Origin of the sequence: Prevotella conceptionensis 9403948, assembly GCF_000312305.1 — a bacterium.
In the GTDB taxonomy this organism is placed as follows: Bacteria; Bacteroidota; Bacteroidia; order Bacteroidales; family Bacteroidaceae; genus Prevotella; species Prevotella conceptionensis.
The window spans coordinates 341648-358767 of record NZ_HE999446.1 but is presented as its reverse complement, the minus strand read 5'-3'; the positions used below and the strand labels follow the sequence as shown (position 1 = coordinate 358767).

Sequence of the window (17120 nt, the reverse complement as noted above, 5' to 3'; positions counted from 1 at the left end):
GCAAGGGCGTATAGATGATGGCATCAGTGGTGAACTGTGCGTAGGCGGTAAGGCCGATTTGGTGGCGCGCCGGAGTCCAGTCAAGTCCTGCCTCTATCTCGCGCATGCGTTCGGGGCGGATGTTGTCGTTGCCTTTTTTCCCAGGAACAAGCAGCGGCCCATAGCCCGACATGCCCTTCACCTCGTAGTAAGTGAAGGCATCGGTGGGGTAAGGCAGCCTGCCCGACTCGCCATAGGCTGCGCGCAGTTTGGCTTTCTCCATGTTGTAAGCCACGCTTAGCGAGGGGTAATAGATGCTGGCCACGTTTCGGCCGATAAGGTTTGAGGCATCGCGGCGCAGGCCAGCGTTAACGAAAAGGCGGTTGTCGTAGTTGAGAAAGGCCTCGCCATAAAGCCCCCACGTGCGTTGTTCAAAACTCGTTTCCAGCACTGAGCGTTGGGCCGCAGCCGCAATGTTGTCGACATCGGCGGGGAATATCGAGGCCGAGGTCTTGTCCATCGTCTCGCGGCGTTGCACAATTTGCGAGAGCAGCGTGCCCGTTAGGTGCAGCTTGTGGCCAAGGTCGAACCGCCTACTGGCTTTCCAGTCCCAGGTGAGGTTTTGGTTGCGGCGGTTCGAGATGCTTTTCTCGCCCTCGTCGTTAGTGCCCAGCAGGTAACCGTAGGGCAGGGTGTAAAGTCCGTCGATGTGGTTGAGGTCCAAGCCCAGTTGTGTTTCCAACTTAATGTCGTAGGGCAGAACGTAGGCCATGCGCAAGGCGGCGGTCAGTCGGTCGTTGTCGTATTTCCACTTCATGGCGCGCCAGGTGCGTTCCGAAACATATCCCCACGGCTTTTGGTCACGCATGAGGTTCCAGATGGCATCATTTCTGCCTTGTGCCGTTTGCGGTATGCTGATGTCGCCGTTGACGTATCCCACGGTGAAATTCAGCGTAAATGGGCCTTGTTTCATGTCGTAGGCGGCGCGCAGCGAGTGGCGCACGTCTTTGTTCCCGGGCACGATACCGCCGTTATGGCTTTCGTTGAACGAGAAAAAGAGTTGGTTGCCGGGGGTGAAATTCTTTGTGAAACTGGCGTATGCGCTGACGTTATGCCCTGTAACGAAGAAATTGTTGATGTCGGTGTTGTTAACAAACTGGGTGTATTCCCTGGCCTTGTTGCTCCATCCCACCGATATTTTTGCTGTTGCTGCAAGCTTTCCGCGTTCAAGCGTGGAGCCGCTTTGGCGCTTGGTGGTGATGACGATAACCCCGTTGGCGGCTTCTGCGCCATACGATGCAGCGGCGGCAGGTCCTTTAATAACGTCTATCGAGGCAATGTCGTCCATCGGTAGGTCGTTCAGTGCGCTCAGTGCGTCTTGCGAGGTGTTGATGTCCGACGTGTGCGAGTTGTTGTAGCGCACGCCGTCGATGTAGATGATGGGGTCGCGGTCCATGCTGAGTGTGGCTCCGCTGCGCATGTTAAAGCGGATGGGCATGCCCACCTTGCCGTTGCTTTGAAACATTTGCATGCCGCTAACACGACCGTCTAGCAGGTCGCTCAGGTTTGCGGCTTGCCCTTTGGCCAGCAGTTTGGCGGCATCCAGGTGGGCAACGTCGGCTCCCACGGCCTTCTTGTTGCGCGCACTGGCAATACTGGCCACCACGTTCACCTCTTGAAGGGTTAGCCCGCGGTTCAGTTTCACCACCGTTCGCTGTTGAGTGTCGGCTATGGGCAGTTGCTTGTTTTCATAGCCAACGTACGAAACGCTGAGCCGTTCGCCTGGATTTACACTGATGTTAAACTCTCCGTTCAGGTCGGAAACCACCTTCTGTCCATTGGATGTGCAAACCACGGCACCAATGAGGGGTTCTTTTGTTTCGGCATCTAGCACCACGCCCGACGCCACCTTTTGCGCAAACGCCCCGCCGCATGCGGCTGAAAGGGTACAGAGCAAAAGAACTCTTTTGAAAGTTATCATGAATACGAATAATATGATTTTTAAAAACGTCTGCAAAGTTAAAACAATTGTTAACTCCCGACAATACCTAGAAATAAGTAAATGCCGTTATCTGTGCGCGCTGGTGTATGGCGGCGGTGCTGCCGATGGGTGCAGGCGCAGCGCAGCAGCATGGTGTGTGGCTTGTTTAAAGTAAATGGCCGCTAAGGTTCGTTCGTTGTTCCTTGTTTCGCCCTTCACCGCCTTTTTTGCTTTCGTCTGGCATCTTTGGTTTCCTTTTCAGCCGTATAGTCCATGATACCCCTTCAAGAAGTAAGCCAAATGTGTCTAGCTCTACGCTAAAAACGAGATAAAGGCGATTTTTTAGCACATGCCATATCAGGTTTCCGCTCCCTCGTTGTTTCTTCCGTTGTCTGTATCTGGGCATGCCGCGAAGGGTGTAAAACTGGTCTTTGGCTGCAAGCATTCGTATCGTTTCTTGCGTGGTTGCATACAGGCGCTATCAACGCGCAAACACATCAACTCACAAACTCACAAACTTACCCATCCACAAACGTATCAACTCACAAACTTAAAACCTCACCAACTCACCAACTCGTCAACTCAAAACCTCGCCAACTTCTCAACTCACACCCGCCAATTTCTCAACTCACATCCGCCAACTTCTCAACTCGCAGTCTCGCCAACTTACCCACTCACCCACTCGTCGACGGACAAACTTGCCGACTTAATTTTTTACAACAGCACGTTGTTTTTCTCTCCGTTCTAGCGATAATGTTGGTCTAAAAGTAGGCAAAACACTACCATTTTTAACCCTTCACGTCTTTCTTCTTGTCTATTTTTGAGAATACAACCTGCATTTTGCACCATTTTGCCTTTCTATTTGGGTTGCCAACCCATCATTTTTCGGGTCCAAATACGCGCTTTTTACCCCCAAAATGCCACTTTTTGATGGCTGTTTTGCCCATTCTAGCCGTGTTTCTTGTGGTTCTAAAAGGTTATGTTTATACCATTGCGGCGTATTTTTATGCTTATTGTTTTCTATTTTGCAGCATTTTGCTTTGCGTTTAGCACCAAAATGCACTGCATTTAGCATCAAAACGCAGTGCGTTTTGCGGCATTTTACCTGGTATTTTGCACCAAAATGCACTGCGTTTTGCCGCATATTGCACTGAATTTTGCTACAAATAGCCCAAAAACTGGTGCAAATGGCGGTGCCATTAAATAAAAATACATTTTGGTGGCATTTACAACTAAGCCCGTTTTGCATCAAAACCAACCTTCGCGAGAATCGATTTTTTGCGGCGAGGCGGGCGGTTGGTGCCGCAAAAAGGGCAGTCAGTGTGTTAAATTTCTTGCTGAAAACTGGACATGGGCGATTGTGGTGCGTACGCGTGTATGGGCAACGGCGCATAAAACACGTACGCTTACGAACACCAGCGCGAACGGTTGTAGGGCATGCTGTTCGCGGCTGACGAAGACAGCATCATGGAAACACAGAAACCATCTGCTGGAAACACAGAAACCATCTGCCATTAGCAGCCAGTTTTCAACTTGTAGGTAAAGCGTTAAATCCCAATCGATGGTTATACCGCTTATCAGTAATTTTAGGTTGTTTCCATCGCTTTCTGCTCATCTTCCGTTTGCTTGTCGGCATCTTGTGTGTCATATTCTTTCGACGTAGTCCGCTGCGCCTTCAAGAATAAGCCAGATAAGATGGTTAGCAACCAAACAAAATCTAAGCGGCTCTAATGAACCGATTGGGGTTAAGACAAGGTAGGCCGAGCATGCCGACCGAACCTTAGCGGGCGATTTTGGGGACATCCCAATATTCAAACAAAAAAGTTGGGGGGATGTACGCGCATCCCCCCTCAATAGTTTACTCCAAATAAGTATATCCGTACAACCCAGAGCGGTAATTTGAGAGGAACTCTTTACCCTCTTCGAGCGAGATTTTGCCTTGCTTAACGCTCTTAGTAACCCAAATTTCGAGTTGTCTGACCAGTTTCTTGGGGTTATATTGCACATAGTCGAGAACCTCTTCAACCGTTTCGCCATCGAAGATTTGGTCTATGTGGTACTTGCCATCCTTAACCGATACGTGTACGGCGTTGGTATCGCCAAACAGGTTGTGCATATCGCCAAGTATTTCTTGATAAGCGCCAACGAGAAACACGCCCAAATAGTAAGGTTCGTTCTTACGTAGCGTGTGCACAGGCAACACATGCGAGATGTGGCGATTGGTAACAAAGTTGGCGATTTTGCCGTCGCTGTCGCAGGTTATGTCTTGCAACGTGGCGTTGCGTGTGGGTCTTTCGTCTAGCCTTTGTATGGGAACGATGGGGAAAAGCTGGTCGATAGCCCAGCTGTCGGGCAGCGATTGGAACAGCGAGAAGTTGCAAAAGTACTTGTCGGCCAGTAATTTGTCCATGTTTCGCAACTCTTCTGGCACGTGTTTCAAGCCTTTGGCAATGGTGTTAATTTCTCGACACACGCTCCAGTACATGCTTTCTATCTCTGCTCGAGTACGTAGGTCGACCAGACCGTGCGCAAATAGGTCGAGAGCCTCTTCGCGAATTTGCTCTGCATCGTGCCAATCTTCTAGCATCGAGCGCGAGTTGATGTTGTCCCAAATGTCGTAGAGGTCTTTTACCAGTTGGTGTTCGTTTTCCGAAGGCTCAAATTCCTCCTTCATTTCGGGCAGCGTGGCCGTTTCCAACACGTCGATAACCAGCACGCTATGGTGAGCCGTTAGCGAGCGTCCGCTTTCAGTAATGATGTTGGGATGCTCGATGCCGTTCTTGTTGGCTGCATCTACAAAGGTGTAGATACAGTCGTTAACGTATTCTTGTATCGAGTAGTTTACCGAACTTTCGCTGCTTGGCGAGCGCGTTCCGTCGTAGTCCACGCCCAGTCCGCCACCGCAATCCACGAAATCTACATCGTAACCCATCTTATGCAGCTGCACATAGAATTGCGATGCCTCGCGTAGGGCGGTTTGTATGCGGCGTATCTTGGTTATTTGCGACCCGATGTGGAAGTGTATCAGTTTCAGGCAGTCGTGCAAACCCTTTTGGTCTAGCAGTTCGAGTGCCTGTAACAGCTCGCTACTTGTTAGGCCAAACTTGCTTGCATCGCCGCCACTTTCTTCCCATTTACCCGAACCCGATGAGGCCAACTTAATGCGAATGCCTAAGTTGGGGCGCACATTTAGTTTCTTCGCAGCACGCGCGATGAGTTCCAGCTCGTTCAGTTTTTCGATAACAAGGAATATGCGCTTGCCCATTTTTTGTGCCAATAGGGCCAGTTCGATGTAGCTTTGGTCTTTGTATCCGTTGCAGATGATGAGCGAATCGCTTTGGCATTGCACGGCGATAACGGCGTGCAGTTCGGGTTTAGAGCCTGCTTCGAGGCCAAGGTTAAACTTGCGGCCGTGCGAGATAATCTCTTCAACCACGGGCTGCATTTGGTTAACCTTGATGGGGTAGATAACAAAGTTCTCGCCTTTGTAGCCATATTCCTCGGCTGCCTGCCTAAAACAGCTTGCTGTTTTCTCGATTCGACTGTCGAGGATGTCGGGAAAGCGCAGCAGTACTGGCGACGTAACGTCGCGCAGAGCCAGCTCGTCCATCACGTCGCGCAAGTCAATCTCGGTGTTGTCCTTACATGGCGACACGTACACGTCGCCCTTATCGTTAACGCCAAAAAACGAAGTGCCCCAACCGTTGATGTTGTATAGTTCCTTCGAATCTTCAATAGTCCATTTCTTCATTTCTGCTATTTTGGTTTCTTATATTAATGTTCGTTGACCGAAAAGATGAGTAAAGGTTAAAAAGTGAAAAGGCTGTTAAAGGTGAAAAGGTGAAAAAGTGAGAAGGTGAAAAGATAGCTGCGCCCATCAACTTGTCCACCGTTTAAAGGTGAAAAGGTGAAAAAGTGAAAGGGTGAAAAGATGGTCTTCCACTCCTCTTGTTCACTCGTTAACCCGTCATCTTGTCCATTAGTCCACTCGTCTACTTGTTAATCCGTCATCTCGTCAAGTCATCATCTTGTCCACTCGTTAACCCATCATCTTGTCTATTTGTCCTCTTGTCACCCCGTCTACTAATCCACCAACTATACGCCCAGCACCTCTTTTGCCTGTGCCACGGACAGCTTTATCTTCTCGAAATTGTCCATCAGACTTACGTCGAGCGTGTGATGGGCCAGTAGGTAGAAAGGTTCGCGCGCGGCAAGTTGCTCGCTGATGAAAGCTTTTACCTCGTCGGGCGTTTTGTTCAGCAACAGGGGGCGCACCGACTTGCCCATCTTTAAGTGCTTGTACAGTACATCGGGCGAGGCTTTAAGGTATAGCGTTTGGCCTTGTTGGTTGATGTACTGCATGTTGTCGAAGAAACATGGCGTGCCGCCACCACAGCTAATAAGCACGTCTTCGAACTCGGCTACCTCGTGTAGCATGTTTCGTTCGATGCGGCGAAAGCCCTCTTCGCCCATTTCGGCAAATAGTTGAGCCACCGTTTTGCGCATGCGCGACTCGATATACCAGTCCAGGTCGTAGAAACGCAGGCCCAACTCGGCGGCCAAAGCCTTGCCTATGGTGGTTTTTCCTGCCCCCATATAGCCAATGAGTATGATGCGATGGCACGCGCCTTTGCCCTTATTGGGCGTTGCGGTGCTTGGCAAGCCGTTTTGCATATTATCCTGAACGCTTTGTTTAGTGGAGCCTTTTGCAGACTTTATGTTTATTTCTTTGCCTTGCTGACCGCAGATGCCTTGGTGGTGCGCTTGGGCTTTGTAGGCGCAGCTTTCACCAATTCCATACATTGCTCGTAGGTAAGTTCGCTAGCCTTTTCGTGCAGCTCTTTGGGCAATTTGTAGTTCTTGCCGTCGTAAGCCAGGTATGGGCCGAACTTACCGTTTATCACTTCTAGTTTCGGGTCTTCGGCAAATGATTTCAAGTGCTTTTGCTTTTCCTGCATGCGCTTTTGCTCGATAAGTGCCACCGAAGTTTCGAGTGTAACCGAGTGTGGGTCTTCGGTTTTGGGCAACGAGGTGTACTTCTTGTCGTGCAGGATGTACGGGCCGAACCTCCCTGAACCAATTACCACGGGCTTACCTTCGAATTCGCCCACCGTACGAGGCAGCTTAAACAGTTCGAGAGCCTCTTCAAGCGTGATGGTTTCGATGCTCAGGCCTGCGGTAAGGTTAGCGAAACGCGGCTTTTCGTCGTCGCTTGCAACGCCAATCTGCGCCACGGGGCCGAATCGGCCAATCTTTACAAGCACCTGTTTGCCCGTTGCGGGGTCTTCGCCTAGGGCGCGTTCGCCGGCCTTATGCTCCGAACGAGCGTTCATCACCGTGTCTACCGTAGGGCCGAAGTCGGCATAAAAGGCTTTCATCATGGCCTTCCACTCTTCTTCTCCTTCGGCAATGCGGTCGAAATCTTCTTCAACATGCGCCGTAAAGTTATAGTCCATGATGGTGGGGAAACTGTCCATCAAGAAGTCGTTCACCACGATGCCTACGTCGGTAGGCAACAGTTTGCCCTTGTCGCCGCCAACGTTCTCCTTCTTATTCTTAGTCGTTATCACGATGCCTTTAAGCGTATCTACCAGGTATTGGCGTTCTTTGCCCTTGCTGTCGCCCCTGGTTACGTACTCGCGATGTTGGATGGTGCTGATGGTTGGGGCGTAGGTAGACGGGCGACCGATGCCCAATTCCTCCATCTTATGCACAAGACTGGCCTCGGTATAACGTGCAGGACCCTGTGTAAAGCGTTCTATCGAGGTTATTTCGCGGCGTTCTAGCTTGTCGCCCTCGTTGATGGGAGGCAGCATTCGCGAAGCATCCGACTGGTTGTCGTCTTCGTCGTCGGTAGATTCGCGGTACACTTTCAAGAATCCGTCGAATGTCAAAACCTCGCCCGTAGCCACGAAATGTTCGCTAGTTCCCGAGATGTTGATGGTAACGCGCGTCTTTTCGAGTTGCGCTTCGGCCATCTGCGAGGCGGCCGTACGTTTCCAAATCAGGTCGTACAGCTTTTTTTCTTGTTGCGTTCCGTCTATTTTAGTGGCATCCATATAGGTAGGGCGAATGGCCTCGTGCGCCTCTTGCGCCCCCTTTGCGTGCGTGTGGAAGTTGCGCGGCAGGCTATATTGTTCGCCCCATAGGCGGGTAACCTCTTCCTTCGTGGCATTGATGCAAAGGCCAGATAGGTTAACGCTGTCGGTACGCATGTAGGTAATGCGTCCGTTCTCGTACAGTCGTTGGGCCACCATCATGGTTTGCGACACGCTGAACCCCAGTTTTCGGGCCGCCTCTTGTTGCAGGGTAGAGGTGGTGAAGGGCGGAGCAGGCGAGCGTTTCAAGGGCTTTTTGCTGACGCTTTCGACGGTAAATTCGGCGTTTTTGCACTTTTCGAGGAAAGCCAGCGCCTCTTCGTGGGTTTTAAATCGCGTGTCTAGTTCGGCATCTACCTCGGTCATGCCGCCCTCGTCGTTGGTAATGGCGAAGATAGCAACGATGCGATAGAAGGTTTCGGGCTTGAAAGCGTTAATCTCGCGCTCGCGGTCTACCACCAATCTCACGGCAACACTCTGCACTCTACCAGCCGAGAGCGACGGTTTTACCTTGCGCCAGAGTATGGGCGAGAGCATAAAACCCACCATTCGGTCGAGTACGCGGCGTGCTTGTTGCGCATCTACGAGGTTCATGTCAACGCGGCGCGGCTCTTCAATGGCGCGAAGAATGGCCGGTTTCGTAATCTCGTGGAACACAATGCGGTTGGTTTTGTCTTCGTCTAGACCCAAAACCTCGCACAAGTGCCATGAAATGGCCTCTCCTTCGCGGTCCTCATCACTTGCCAACCATACGCGTTCGGCGCTTTTTGCAGCCTTTTGCAGGTCGGCCACCACCTTTTTCTTATCGTCCGAAATCTCGTAGAAAGGCTCAAAGGTGTCGAGGTCTACGCTCAATCCAGTCTTTTTCAAGTCGCGGATATGTCCGTAGCTCGACATTACCTTGAAGTCTTCTCCAAGGAACTTCTCTATGGTTTTGGCCTTTGCGGGGCTCTCTACAATCACTAAGTTTTGTTGCATGGTGTTGTTATTTTAAGTTCTGTGCATGCGGCTAAGGGGCGTACACCCCAACGGCGCACATGCCATTTGCCGCGCAAAAGTAAATAAAACTTTTGCATACACCTTATTATATATAAAGGCTTTAACGTTTTTTAGTAAGTAACGACTTGCTTAGCGGCCGTGTAGCTTTTGTGGGAAGGCGTTGGTTGGATGTAAACATCGACCAGCTTTTCTTACTTATTGAAGAATTGGCGGTCAATACAACACGACATGCAGAGGCGCCATGTGTAAAGTAACCTCGCGCGTTTGCTGATGTAAGGGCTAGAAATGCGCAACAACATCGTGTGTTAGAACATGCCTTGAAGGTTTTTCCCAACAAAAAGCTTGCTGTTTGGACGATTGTTATTAATTTTGTGTGTGCTTTACTTTGCCTAGTGGCTATGCGCTCGCGCAAGGTACAAGCAACAAATGCAAAACTGCCAATAAGCAATGAAAGAGAAAATAAGAAACATACTTGAAGGGGCACTACCACTGGTAGATCTCGACTCGCAGTTCTTGATGGCCGAGCTGGATTCGTTGGACGTAACAACGATTATGATGCTCTTGGCCGACAACTTTGGCATTGAAGTGGATGCCACCGATGCCACACCAGCCAACTTTAAGAGCCTAGACACCTTGGCCGAGATGGTTAGACGAAAGCAAAATACCGATGCTTAGCATTGAACAGCACATAGAAAAGCACGCGCAGAACGCCCCCGAAAGGGTGGCGATGGTGCTGAATGGCGAAGAACTTACCTATGCAGAACTTCGCCAACGCACGATGTTGCGCGCCCAACACTACCAAGGCATGCCGCGAAAAGGCGTGGTGCTAAGGGCAAGTTGCGATGCCGACTTCCTTATTAGCTACTTTGCCGTGCATGTTGCGGGGGCAGTGGCCGTGCTTTTGCCTGCCGCCGCCACGCCCGAACAAACTGTGCGGATGGAGAAAGCCTTGCAAGGGTTTTACTTTCCAGAGGGTTCGGCCGATGTACTTTTCACTACTGGCACCACGGGCGCGCCCAAAGGAGTGGTTATTGGCACGCGAGCCATAGTGGCCAGTGCCGTGAACATCGTGCATGGGCAAGCTTATCGCCACGACATTAGGTTTGTTGTTCCAGGTCAGCTCAACCATTTGGGCTGTTTGTCTAAGGTCTGGGCCACCATGTTGGTGGGGGCAACGTGCTGCCTGATGCCCAAGTTCGACTTCAACGAGTTCTTCTCCCTGCTTACGTCTAGCCAGGAAAAGGGCGTGGGAGCCTTCCTTGTGCCGTCGTGCATACGTATGCTTACCAAGTTTGGCGGTAAGCAGATGGAAGAAGCAGCCATCAAGCTGGTCTTTATCGAGACAGGTGGCGATGCCTTAGACGTGCCCACAATGGCAGATTTGCACAAGCAACTGCCCCATACACGCCTATTCAACACCTACGCCTCTACCGAGACGGGCGTGGTGGCAACCTTCGAGTTTACGCACCATCAGCTGGCAGGCTGCGTGGGCCATGCTCTGCCTAACGCGCGTTTCGACATTACGCCCGAAGGCCATATACGTTGTGCAGGCGATACGCTGATGAGCGGATACCTGCGCATGGGCGAACAAACAACTTATGAACCGCTAACAGAGGAAACCTTTACCACTTGCGACTGCGGCGAGATAGACGAGCAAGGCCGTCTGCAATTTAAATGTAGGGACAGCGACATCATCAATACAGGCGGCTTTAAGGTTAGTCCGCAAGAAGTTGAGGCCGCGGCCAACAGCTTTGCCGAAGTAAAGGCTTGTGTTTGCATAGCCGTGCCCCATCCCATCCTAGGGCAAGCGTTGAAGTTGCTCGTTGTTGCTGATGGCGATGTTGAAATGAACGCCAAAGACTTGGCTCGCCGACTGAAAGAACGGCTAGAAACCCACCAAGTGCCGCTTTTCTACGAGCAGGTAGAGGCCTTAGCACTGACTCCTAATGGAAAGATAGACCGAAAACGCTATCTTTTAAGGCAATGAAGGGCGAACTTTAAAAGGAGAAAAGAAATAAAAGTGGCATTTTTAGAACATGCTTTAAGAAAGACATAGTAGGCTTAGGAGGGGGCATGGGTGAAGTCAACCTCACCCATACTTCCTACGTTTTCCCGAAGTAAACACATCTTCTTTACCCCTATCCCTTTGCAGGGGGAAGGCCATCTTGTGGGCGCGTTACGTTTGTTAACGCGCTTTAATGCTCTATTGCCCTCTTAATCACCTGGTAAACATCGGCTCTTCCTAGCTTTCTTGTGCCCAAAAGAGCTCTAGCTGCACCTCTTTCATGCGTTAAACTTTGTGTAAAAGCGAAAGAATTAACAGTTCTTTATTGCATGTTACCAACGAGTAACCTAACTTTGTAGTTACTTATTGGTAACATGTTAAAAGGCAAACGGAATGAAAGATAGGGAACTAACACAACAGAAGATACTCCAAGCGGTTGACGACATCATTGCCAACGATGGTTTCGAACGGCTTGGCGTCAACGCCATAGCCCAAAAAGCAGGCGTTTCAAAGATGCTTATCTACCGCTATTTTGGCGGATTAGACGATTTGATTGCCCACTACTTGCTGAGCAAAGACTATTGGGCCAACACGGATATACACGCTATCGACGGGGCGGATGTTGCTGGAAGCCTTAAACGGATGTTTCGCGAGCAAATAATACAGCTACGAAACGACGTTACGTTGAGGCGATTGTGCCGTTGGGAACTTACCACCGACAATGAGAACATTCGGCAGTTGCGCGACCGTAGGGAACGAAATGGCTGCGAATTGATAAAGGCGGTGAGCGGTTTTACCCATTCTCACCACACCGATGTTGCAGCCTTGGCCACCATCCTCTCTGCCTCTATCAGCTATTTGGTGCTGATAGAGGAGCAAAGCCCAACGTATAACGGCATCAACTTACGGAGCAACGAAGGTTGGGAGCAGGTTGTTAAAGGGCTAGACTTAATGATTGATTTATGGATAAAGCAAGTTAACCTGTTGACGGGTTAACAAGTGGATAAGAGGGCGAGTGCACTCGTAAACTTGCAACGCATCCACTGGTAAACTCGTAAACTGTCCACCTACACCCTCGTTAACTTGCAGACTTGTAAACTTGCAGACTTGTAAGCTCGTCAACTTGTAAGCTCGTCAGCTCGTTAACTTGCAAACTCGTAAACTTGTAACCTCGTAAACTCGTAAACTTGTAACCTCATTAACTTATCCAGCGATGAAAAAAATATTTGTAACACTTATCTTATTTATAGGAATGATGAGTAATGTATTTGCCCAAGAACCCGACTATCTGTTTATGATAGCTCAGGCAGTTAAGGCCCCATCGGGCCATAACACACAACCGTGGTTGTTTAAGATAGCAGACGGAGAGATAGATATTCTGCCCGACTTCACCAAGTCGCTGCCAGTTGTAGACCCAAATCACCGCGAATTGTTCGTGAGTCTTGGCTGTGCTGCCGAAAATCTTTGCATTGCAGCCGCCCATAAGGGCTACGAAACAAGAGTGACTGTTACCCACGAAGGCGTGATAAAAGTGTTTCTCACTAAGCAAAGCCATCACATGGAAAGTCCCTTGTTCGCACAAATCGCCCTGCGGCAGACCAATAGGAGCCGTTATGACGGCCTAATTATTCCCGAAGACAGCATTGTTTTGTTAAAGAATATCGGTGCGGAGCCTTCCGTTGGCGTGCATTTCTTTAAGAATGGTTCGGCAGAATACGCCGCGATTGCCGAAATGGTGTATGCCGGAAACCGACTGCAAATGCACAATAAGGCTTTTAAAGCGGAGTTACAGCAGTGGATGCGGTATAACAAGAAGCATCAGGATGAAACGAAAGACGGACTAAGCTATGCCGTATTCGGTGCGCCAAACGTGCCCAAGTTTATCGCCAAGCCGATAATGGCCAAGGCCATCAATGAGAAAAAGCAGAACAAGAGCGATGGCAAGAACATTGCATCCGCCTCTCACCTCGTGTTGCTGACCAGCCAAGACAACACGATTGAACAATGGGTGAACTTGGGACGAACCCTTGAACGCATCCTTTTAAGGTCTACGCAGATGGGAATTGCGCACGCTTACCTTAACCAGCCCAACGAAGAACCCACGTTGTCTGTGCAGCTAGCACAGAAGTTGGGGCTAACTAACGAACACCCCACCATCCTAATCCGCATTGGCTATGGCAAGAAGATGCCGTATTCGCAGCGAAGAGAGGCAAAGGTGGAAAGGATGTGATGTTAAGAGTTGACGAGTTAACCAGTTGACCTGTTTACGAGTTAACCAGTTGACAAGTTTACGAGTTAACAAGTAGGCGAATCGACGATGTTTTAGTTGGCAAGTTTACGAGTTAATGAGAACTTAGCTGGCAAGTTGATAAGTTGATAATCAGAAATGGATTAAGTAAACGCGGCAATTAGTCCGACCGTTCGCTCATTAACTCATTAACTTGTCAACTCATTAACTTGTCAACTTGCGAACCTGTCAACTTGTGAACCGACAACTCATCTGCTTGTCAACTGGTTAACTTGTCAATCGGTTAACTTGTCAATCGGTTAACTTGCCAACTGGTTAACTTGTCAACTGGTTGACTTGTCAACTGGTTGACTTGCAAATTGGTTAACTTGTCAACTGGTTGACTTGCCAATTGATTAACTTGTCAACTGGTTAACTTGCCAACTGATTAACTTGTCAACTGGTTGACTTGCCAATTGATTAACTTGTCAACTGGTTGACTTGCAAATTGGTTAACTTGTCAATTGGTTAACTTGTCAATTGGTTAACTTGTTAACCTGTCAACTTATCAACTTGTTAACCCCTCAGCTTATCAACTCACCAACTCACCAACTCACCAACTTAAAATGTTATTCTTTATTTTACAATACCGCTCTAATTTTCACTCCGTTCTAGCGAGAATGCAGGTTATAAAGTAGGTAAAAAGCCACTATTTTTTGCCTTTCACGTCTTTTATCTTGTCTGTTTTTAAGAACAAAACCTGCATTTTGCACCATTTTGCCTTTCTAGATGGTCGCCAACTCACAATTTTTTCGCTCCCAAATACCCACTTTTAGCCCCTAAAACCCCACTTTTTAATGGCTATTTCGCCCCTTTTAGCCATGTTTTTAATGGTACTGAAAGGTTTTGTTTATACAATTGCAGCGGATATTTATGCTTTTCGCCTTGCATTTAGCACCATTTTGCACAGCGTTTAGCGGCATTTTACCTTGCATTTAGCACCAAAACGCACTGCATTTAGCACCAAAACACGTTACGTTTAGCATCAAAACGCATTGCATTTAGCGGCATATTGCACCGCATTTTGCTGCAAATAGCCCAAAAGTTGGTGCAAATGACGGTTTCTTTAAATAAATATTCATTTTGCCAGCATTTACAACAGCTCCCTTTTTGCATCAAAACGAACCTTCGCGAGAATCGATTATTTGCGGCAAGGTGAACGATTGGTGGGCGAAAAGGGCACTCATAATGTTAAAATTCTTGCCGAAAACAAGACAAAAATAATTGTGCCGTATACACAGACATGGCCAACGGCATGGAAAACATCCTCGCTTACTGTCGTCAGCGCCAACGGTTGCAGGGCATGCTGCTTACGACAAACGGAGACAGCATCATGGAAACGCAGAAGTAATCTGCCATCGACAGCCTGTTTTCAACTTGCATAGGGCGGCTTAAATGACTTCCGCCAGGTCACTTTTGATACATAACAACGTTTATCCACAGGCAAACGGGGCTGATTCTTTTGATTTTATCGTATCCTTTGTCCAGTACTTCGTACATGAAGAGGAGTGTTTATCTTGGTTTTGCTGCACAAAGGTAATAAACACCTCTTCAATTTATAGAAATCTTATAGGTCAAGACAAATTCTGCTACCAGCAACAAAACGCAAGGTTATTTGCAGCTAAATTCAAGGCTAGAAACATCAAAATATACAGAGAGTTGGGGTGCTAGGTTTTCCGTTCAATTGAAAACATGTGCCTTATGTGGGCAAAATTCGTTTCAAACAGTGATTTTAAAGGGTTGAATCCAGGTGATGAAGGGTGAAAGATTACGGGGACTAGCCAAACTAGAAAGGCTAAATGGTGACAAATGTAGCTGACGCTCCCAAAGATGTGTAGTGGAAGGAGAAATGAAGGTTGGAACTGGTAGCAGATAGCTTGCTTTTAAGCATTTGCTTTCGCTAGAAGGGGTTGCTTTGTGGGTGTATGCATAAGTACTAAATTTAACCAAATAATTTTATTCGGAGAAACGTGAAAGGCACATTTTAGCTGACTTGGCTTAATTGCGTTGCAGTTGAATTGTTTGCCTGAACGTTCTTATGGTGGGCTATCATTTTTTGTTTAGGGTTGAGGGTAGTTGTAAGAATCGGCGTTTTGTTGACTTTCTGGCTACCAAGTACCTTGCAAAAGGCGGAACTTGGTGGTGCGCGAGTAAAAGGCAGAGTCTTTGTTAAGCGGTGACAATAACAAGTTGTTTTACATTTTTGAAGTTTAATTGTTTGTGTTTTTGTTTTAATTTGCTAATTTTGCAGTTCGCAATCTTGCAGTTTGTGCTCTTCCCTAAATCTATTTGTAGTGAGAATGGGTGTGGCACCTGCTAGTGTTATGAACCTTATTAGGATTAATGCAGCTATCATGGGCATGCTTTTGCACCAACATGTTAGAGATTGCAGTTGAAACTTATAGTATTAACCGTTTAATTCTTAAAACAATGGAGAATAATGTTTCACGAGCTGAAACAAATATCTTGAAAGGAGTAGCCATAATCATGATGTTATGGTTGCATCTTTTTTTAAAGGAAAGTGAAGTGGGAAACTATACGGACTTTAACCTGCCAAATGGACAACCTTTAGCCTATTTCCTAACCCGATTGTGTACACCTGTAAGCTTTTTCCTGATACTTAGTGGGTACGGACTTGCCTACCTATATTATAATAATCGATTGTCTCCTCGAACGCAAATTCCACGCTTACTCAAGCTGTACATACATTATTGGTTGATATTACTTGTTTTCGTACCTATTGGAGCATTCATTAAACCCACACAGTATCCTGGTTCAATAACAGATATACTACTCAATCTGCTGTCGTGGAGCCATACCTACAACTACGAAACCTGGTTCTTGCTGCCCTATGCCTTAATCAGCATCTCTTCTTTATATATAATAAAGATTGTCGAGAGAGGGTAGGGTTAAGATGGGCTGTCCCTTGTGTCTTCTTCCTATACTTGGTTTCTTCTTTTCTTTTTAGCCGTTATGGCTCGTTTGTTTACTCCCATTTGGCGGTGGCATTAGTTGTCGAATATATTCAGTTCCTCTTCTCTATCGTCTTAGGTATCTTGCTATTTAAGAGTAAGTATGTTAAGGAGCCACTAGTTAGGGGAACGTTTATTTATGTTGCATTGTTTGTTTTGTTCGCTCTTAGGTGTATTCTGCCCACAGCAGCTTTCGACCCCATTTACTCTTTCTTGGTAATTCTATTGGTACTTAGGCTACCCATGCCGCAGATGGTAAAGCGTATTCTTGGTTATCTTGGAGATTACAGCATGATCGTGTGGCTCTCGCATACTTTCTTCTGTTATTATTTGTTCCACGATGTAATTTATGGGTTCAAGTATCCATTGGTTATTTTCATGGTTCTGATGGTAATAAGCCTTTTAGTAGGTGGTATAATACGTTATTTGGCCAAGAAAACAATTGAATGGCTGGGAATATAAAAGCGAAAGCGAAGGTATACTCCGAGAGTTACATGCGCTTGCCATGTCCTGTCGTCCTGGACGTGTAAAGGTGTATGCCACAGAGTGAAAGTCTGTCAGATCTAAACGATATGGAGGTGATGGAAAAGGTATTCCAAAGCCTCTTGAAAATGTTCATTTCTTTTTTCTCCTAAAACTCATTTCAAGATATATTTGCACCGTTAAAAAAAATATATAGTTTTGCATATTGTAAGCAGCATGCACAATGAAGAACCTGCGAACAGGTGTTGTTCTAGGGCGGGTGTTGTATTGGCAGAAAGTTAGAAAGTATCCTATATCCATACTTCTTGTATGGGGA

General features: G+C 47.8%; 12 protein-coding genes. 6 read left to right on the top strand and 6 right to left on the bottom strand.

What is annotated here, in order from left to right:
* The 6 genes from BN93_RS07625 to topA form a co-directional block, all read right to left on the bottom strand.
* Window positions 1-1960, bottom strand: a 1960-nt coding sequence (locus BN93_RS07625) for a TonB-dependent receptor domain-containing protein (RefSeq protein ID WP_019187753.1), incomplete at its 3' end; no start/stop codon positions are given.
* Window positions 1961-2126: 166 nt separating this feature from the next.
* Window positions 2127-2405, bottom strand: a complete 279-nt coding sequence (locus BN93_RS07620) for a hypothetical protein (RefSeq protein WP_019187752.1) — start codon at window positions 2403-2405, stop codon at window positions 2127-2129.
* 369 nt (window positions 2406-2774) lie between these two features.
* A complete protein-coding gene (locus BN93_RS07615) occupies window positions 2775-3104 on the bottom strand; it encodes a hypothetical protein (RefSeq protein WP_019187751.1) in 330 nt (109 codons plus the stop codon).
* A gap of 714 nt (window positions 3105-3818) precedes the next feature.
* Window positions 3819-5711 (bottom strand): biosynthetic arginine decarboxylase, encoded by a 1893-nt coding sequence (gene speA / locus BN93_RS07610; RefSeq protein WP_019187750.1) that lies wholly within the window; start codon window positions 5709-5711, stop codon window positions 3819-3821.
* Window positions 5712-6055: 344 nt separating this feature from the next.
* Entirely contained in the window at window positions 6056-6634 is a 579-nt protein-coding gene (locus BN93_RS07605) for a shikimate kinase (protein WP_019187749.1), read from the bottom strand.
* Window positions 6635-6681: 47 nt separating this feature from the next.
* Window positions 6682-9036 carry a type I DNA topoisomerase gene (gene topA, locus BN93_RS07600; protein WP_019187748.1) on the bottom strand — a complete coding sequence of 785 codons (2355 nt, stop codon included), beginning with the start codon at window positions 9034-9036 and terminating at the stop codon, window positions 6682-6684.
* Between the two features lie 468 nt (window positions 9037-9504).
* On the opposite strand from topA, the gene BN93_RS07595 reads away from it, so the two are divergent.
* From BN93_RS07595 to BN93_RS16270, 6 genes are all read left to right on the top strand, one after another.
* A complete protein-coding gene (locus BN93_RS07595; RefSeq protein WP_019187747.1) occupies window positions 9505-9732 on the top strand; it encodes an acyl carrier protein in 228 nt (75 codons plus the stop codon).
* Complete coding sequence (locus tag BN93_RS07590) at window positions 9725-11044, top strand: class I adenylate-forming enzyme family protein (protein WP_019187746.1); 1320 nt, start codon at window positions 9725-9727, stop codon at window positions 11042-11044. The genes BN93_RS07595 and BN93_RS07590 overlap by 8 nt, the downstream gene beginning before the upstream one ends.
* A 411-nt stretch (window positions 11045-11455) precedes the next feature.
* The gene (locus BN93_RS07585; protein WP_019187745.1) at window positions 11456-12058 is read left to right on the top strand and encodes a TetR/AcrR family transcriptional regulator; all 603 of its coding nucleotides are present in this window, start codon (window positions 11456-11458) and stop codon (window positions 12056-12058) included.
* A gap of 217 nt (window positions 12059-12275) precedes the next feature.
* Complete coding sequence (locus BN93_RS07580) at window positions 12276-13292, top strand: Acg family FMN-binding oxidoreductase (protein WP_044260085.1); 1017 nt, start codon at window positions 12276-12278, stop codon at window positions 13290-13292.
* Between the two features lie 2400 nt (window positions 13293-15692).
* A complete protein-coding gene (locus BN93_RS16275) occupies window positions 15693-16256 on the top strand; it encodes an acyltransferase family protein (RefSeq protein ID WP_084768716.1) in 564 nt (187 codons plus the stop codon).
* Between the two features lie 95 nt (window positions 16257-16351).
* The gene (locus BN93_RS16270; protein WP_157462761.1) at window positions 16352-16783 is read left to right on the top strand and encodes a hypothetical protein; all 432 of its coding nucleotides are present in this window, start codon (window positions 16352-16354) and stop codon (window positions 16781-16783) included.
* Window positions 16784-17120 lie beyond the last annotated feature (337 nt).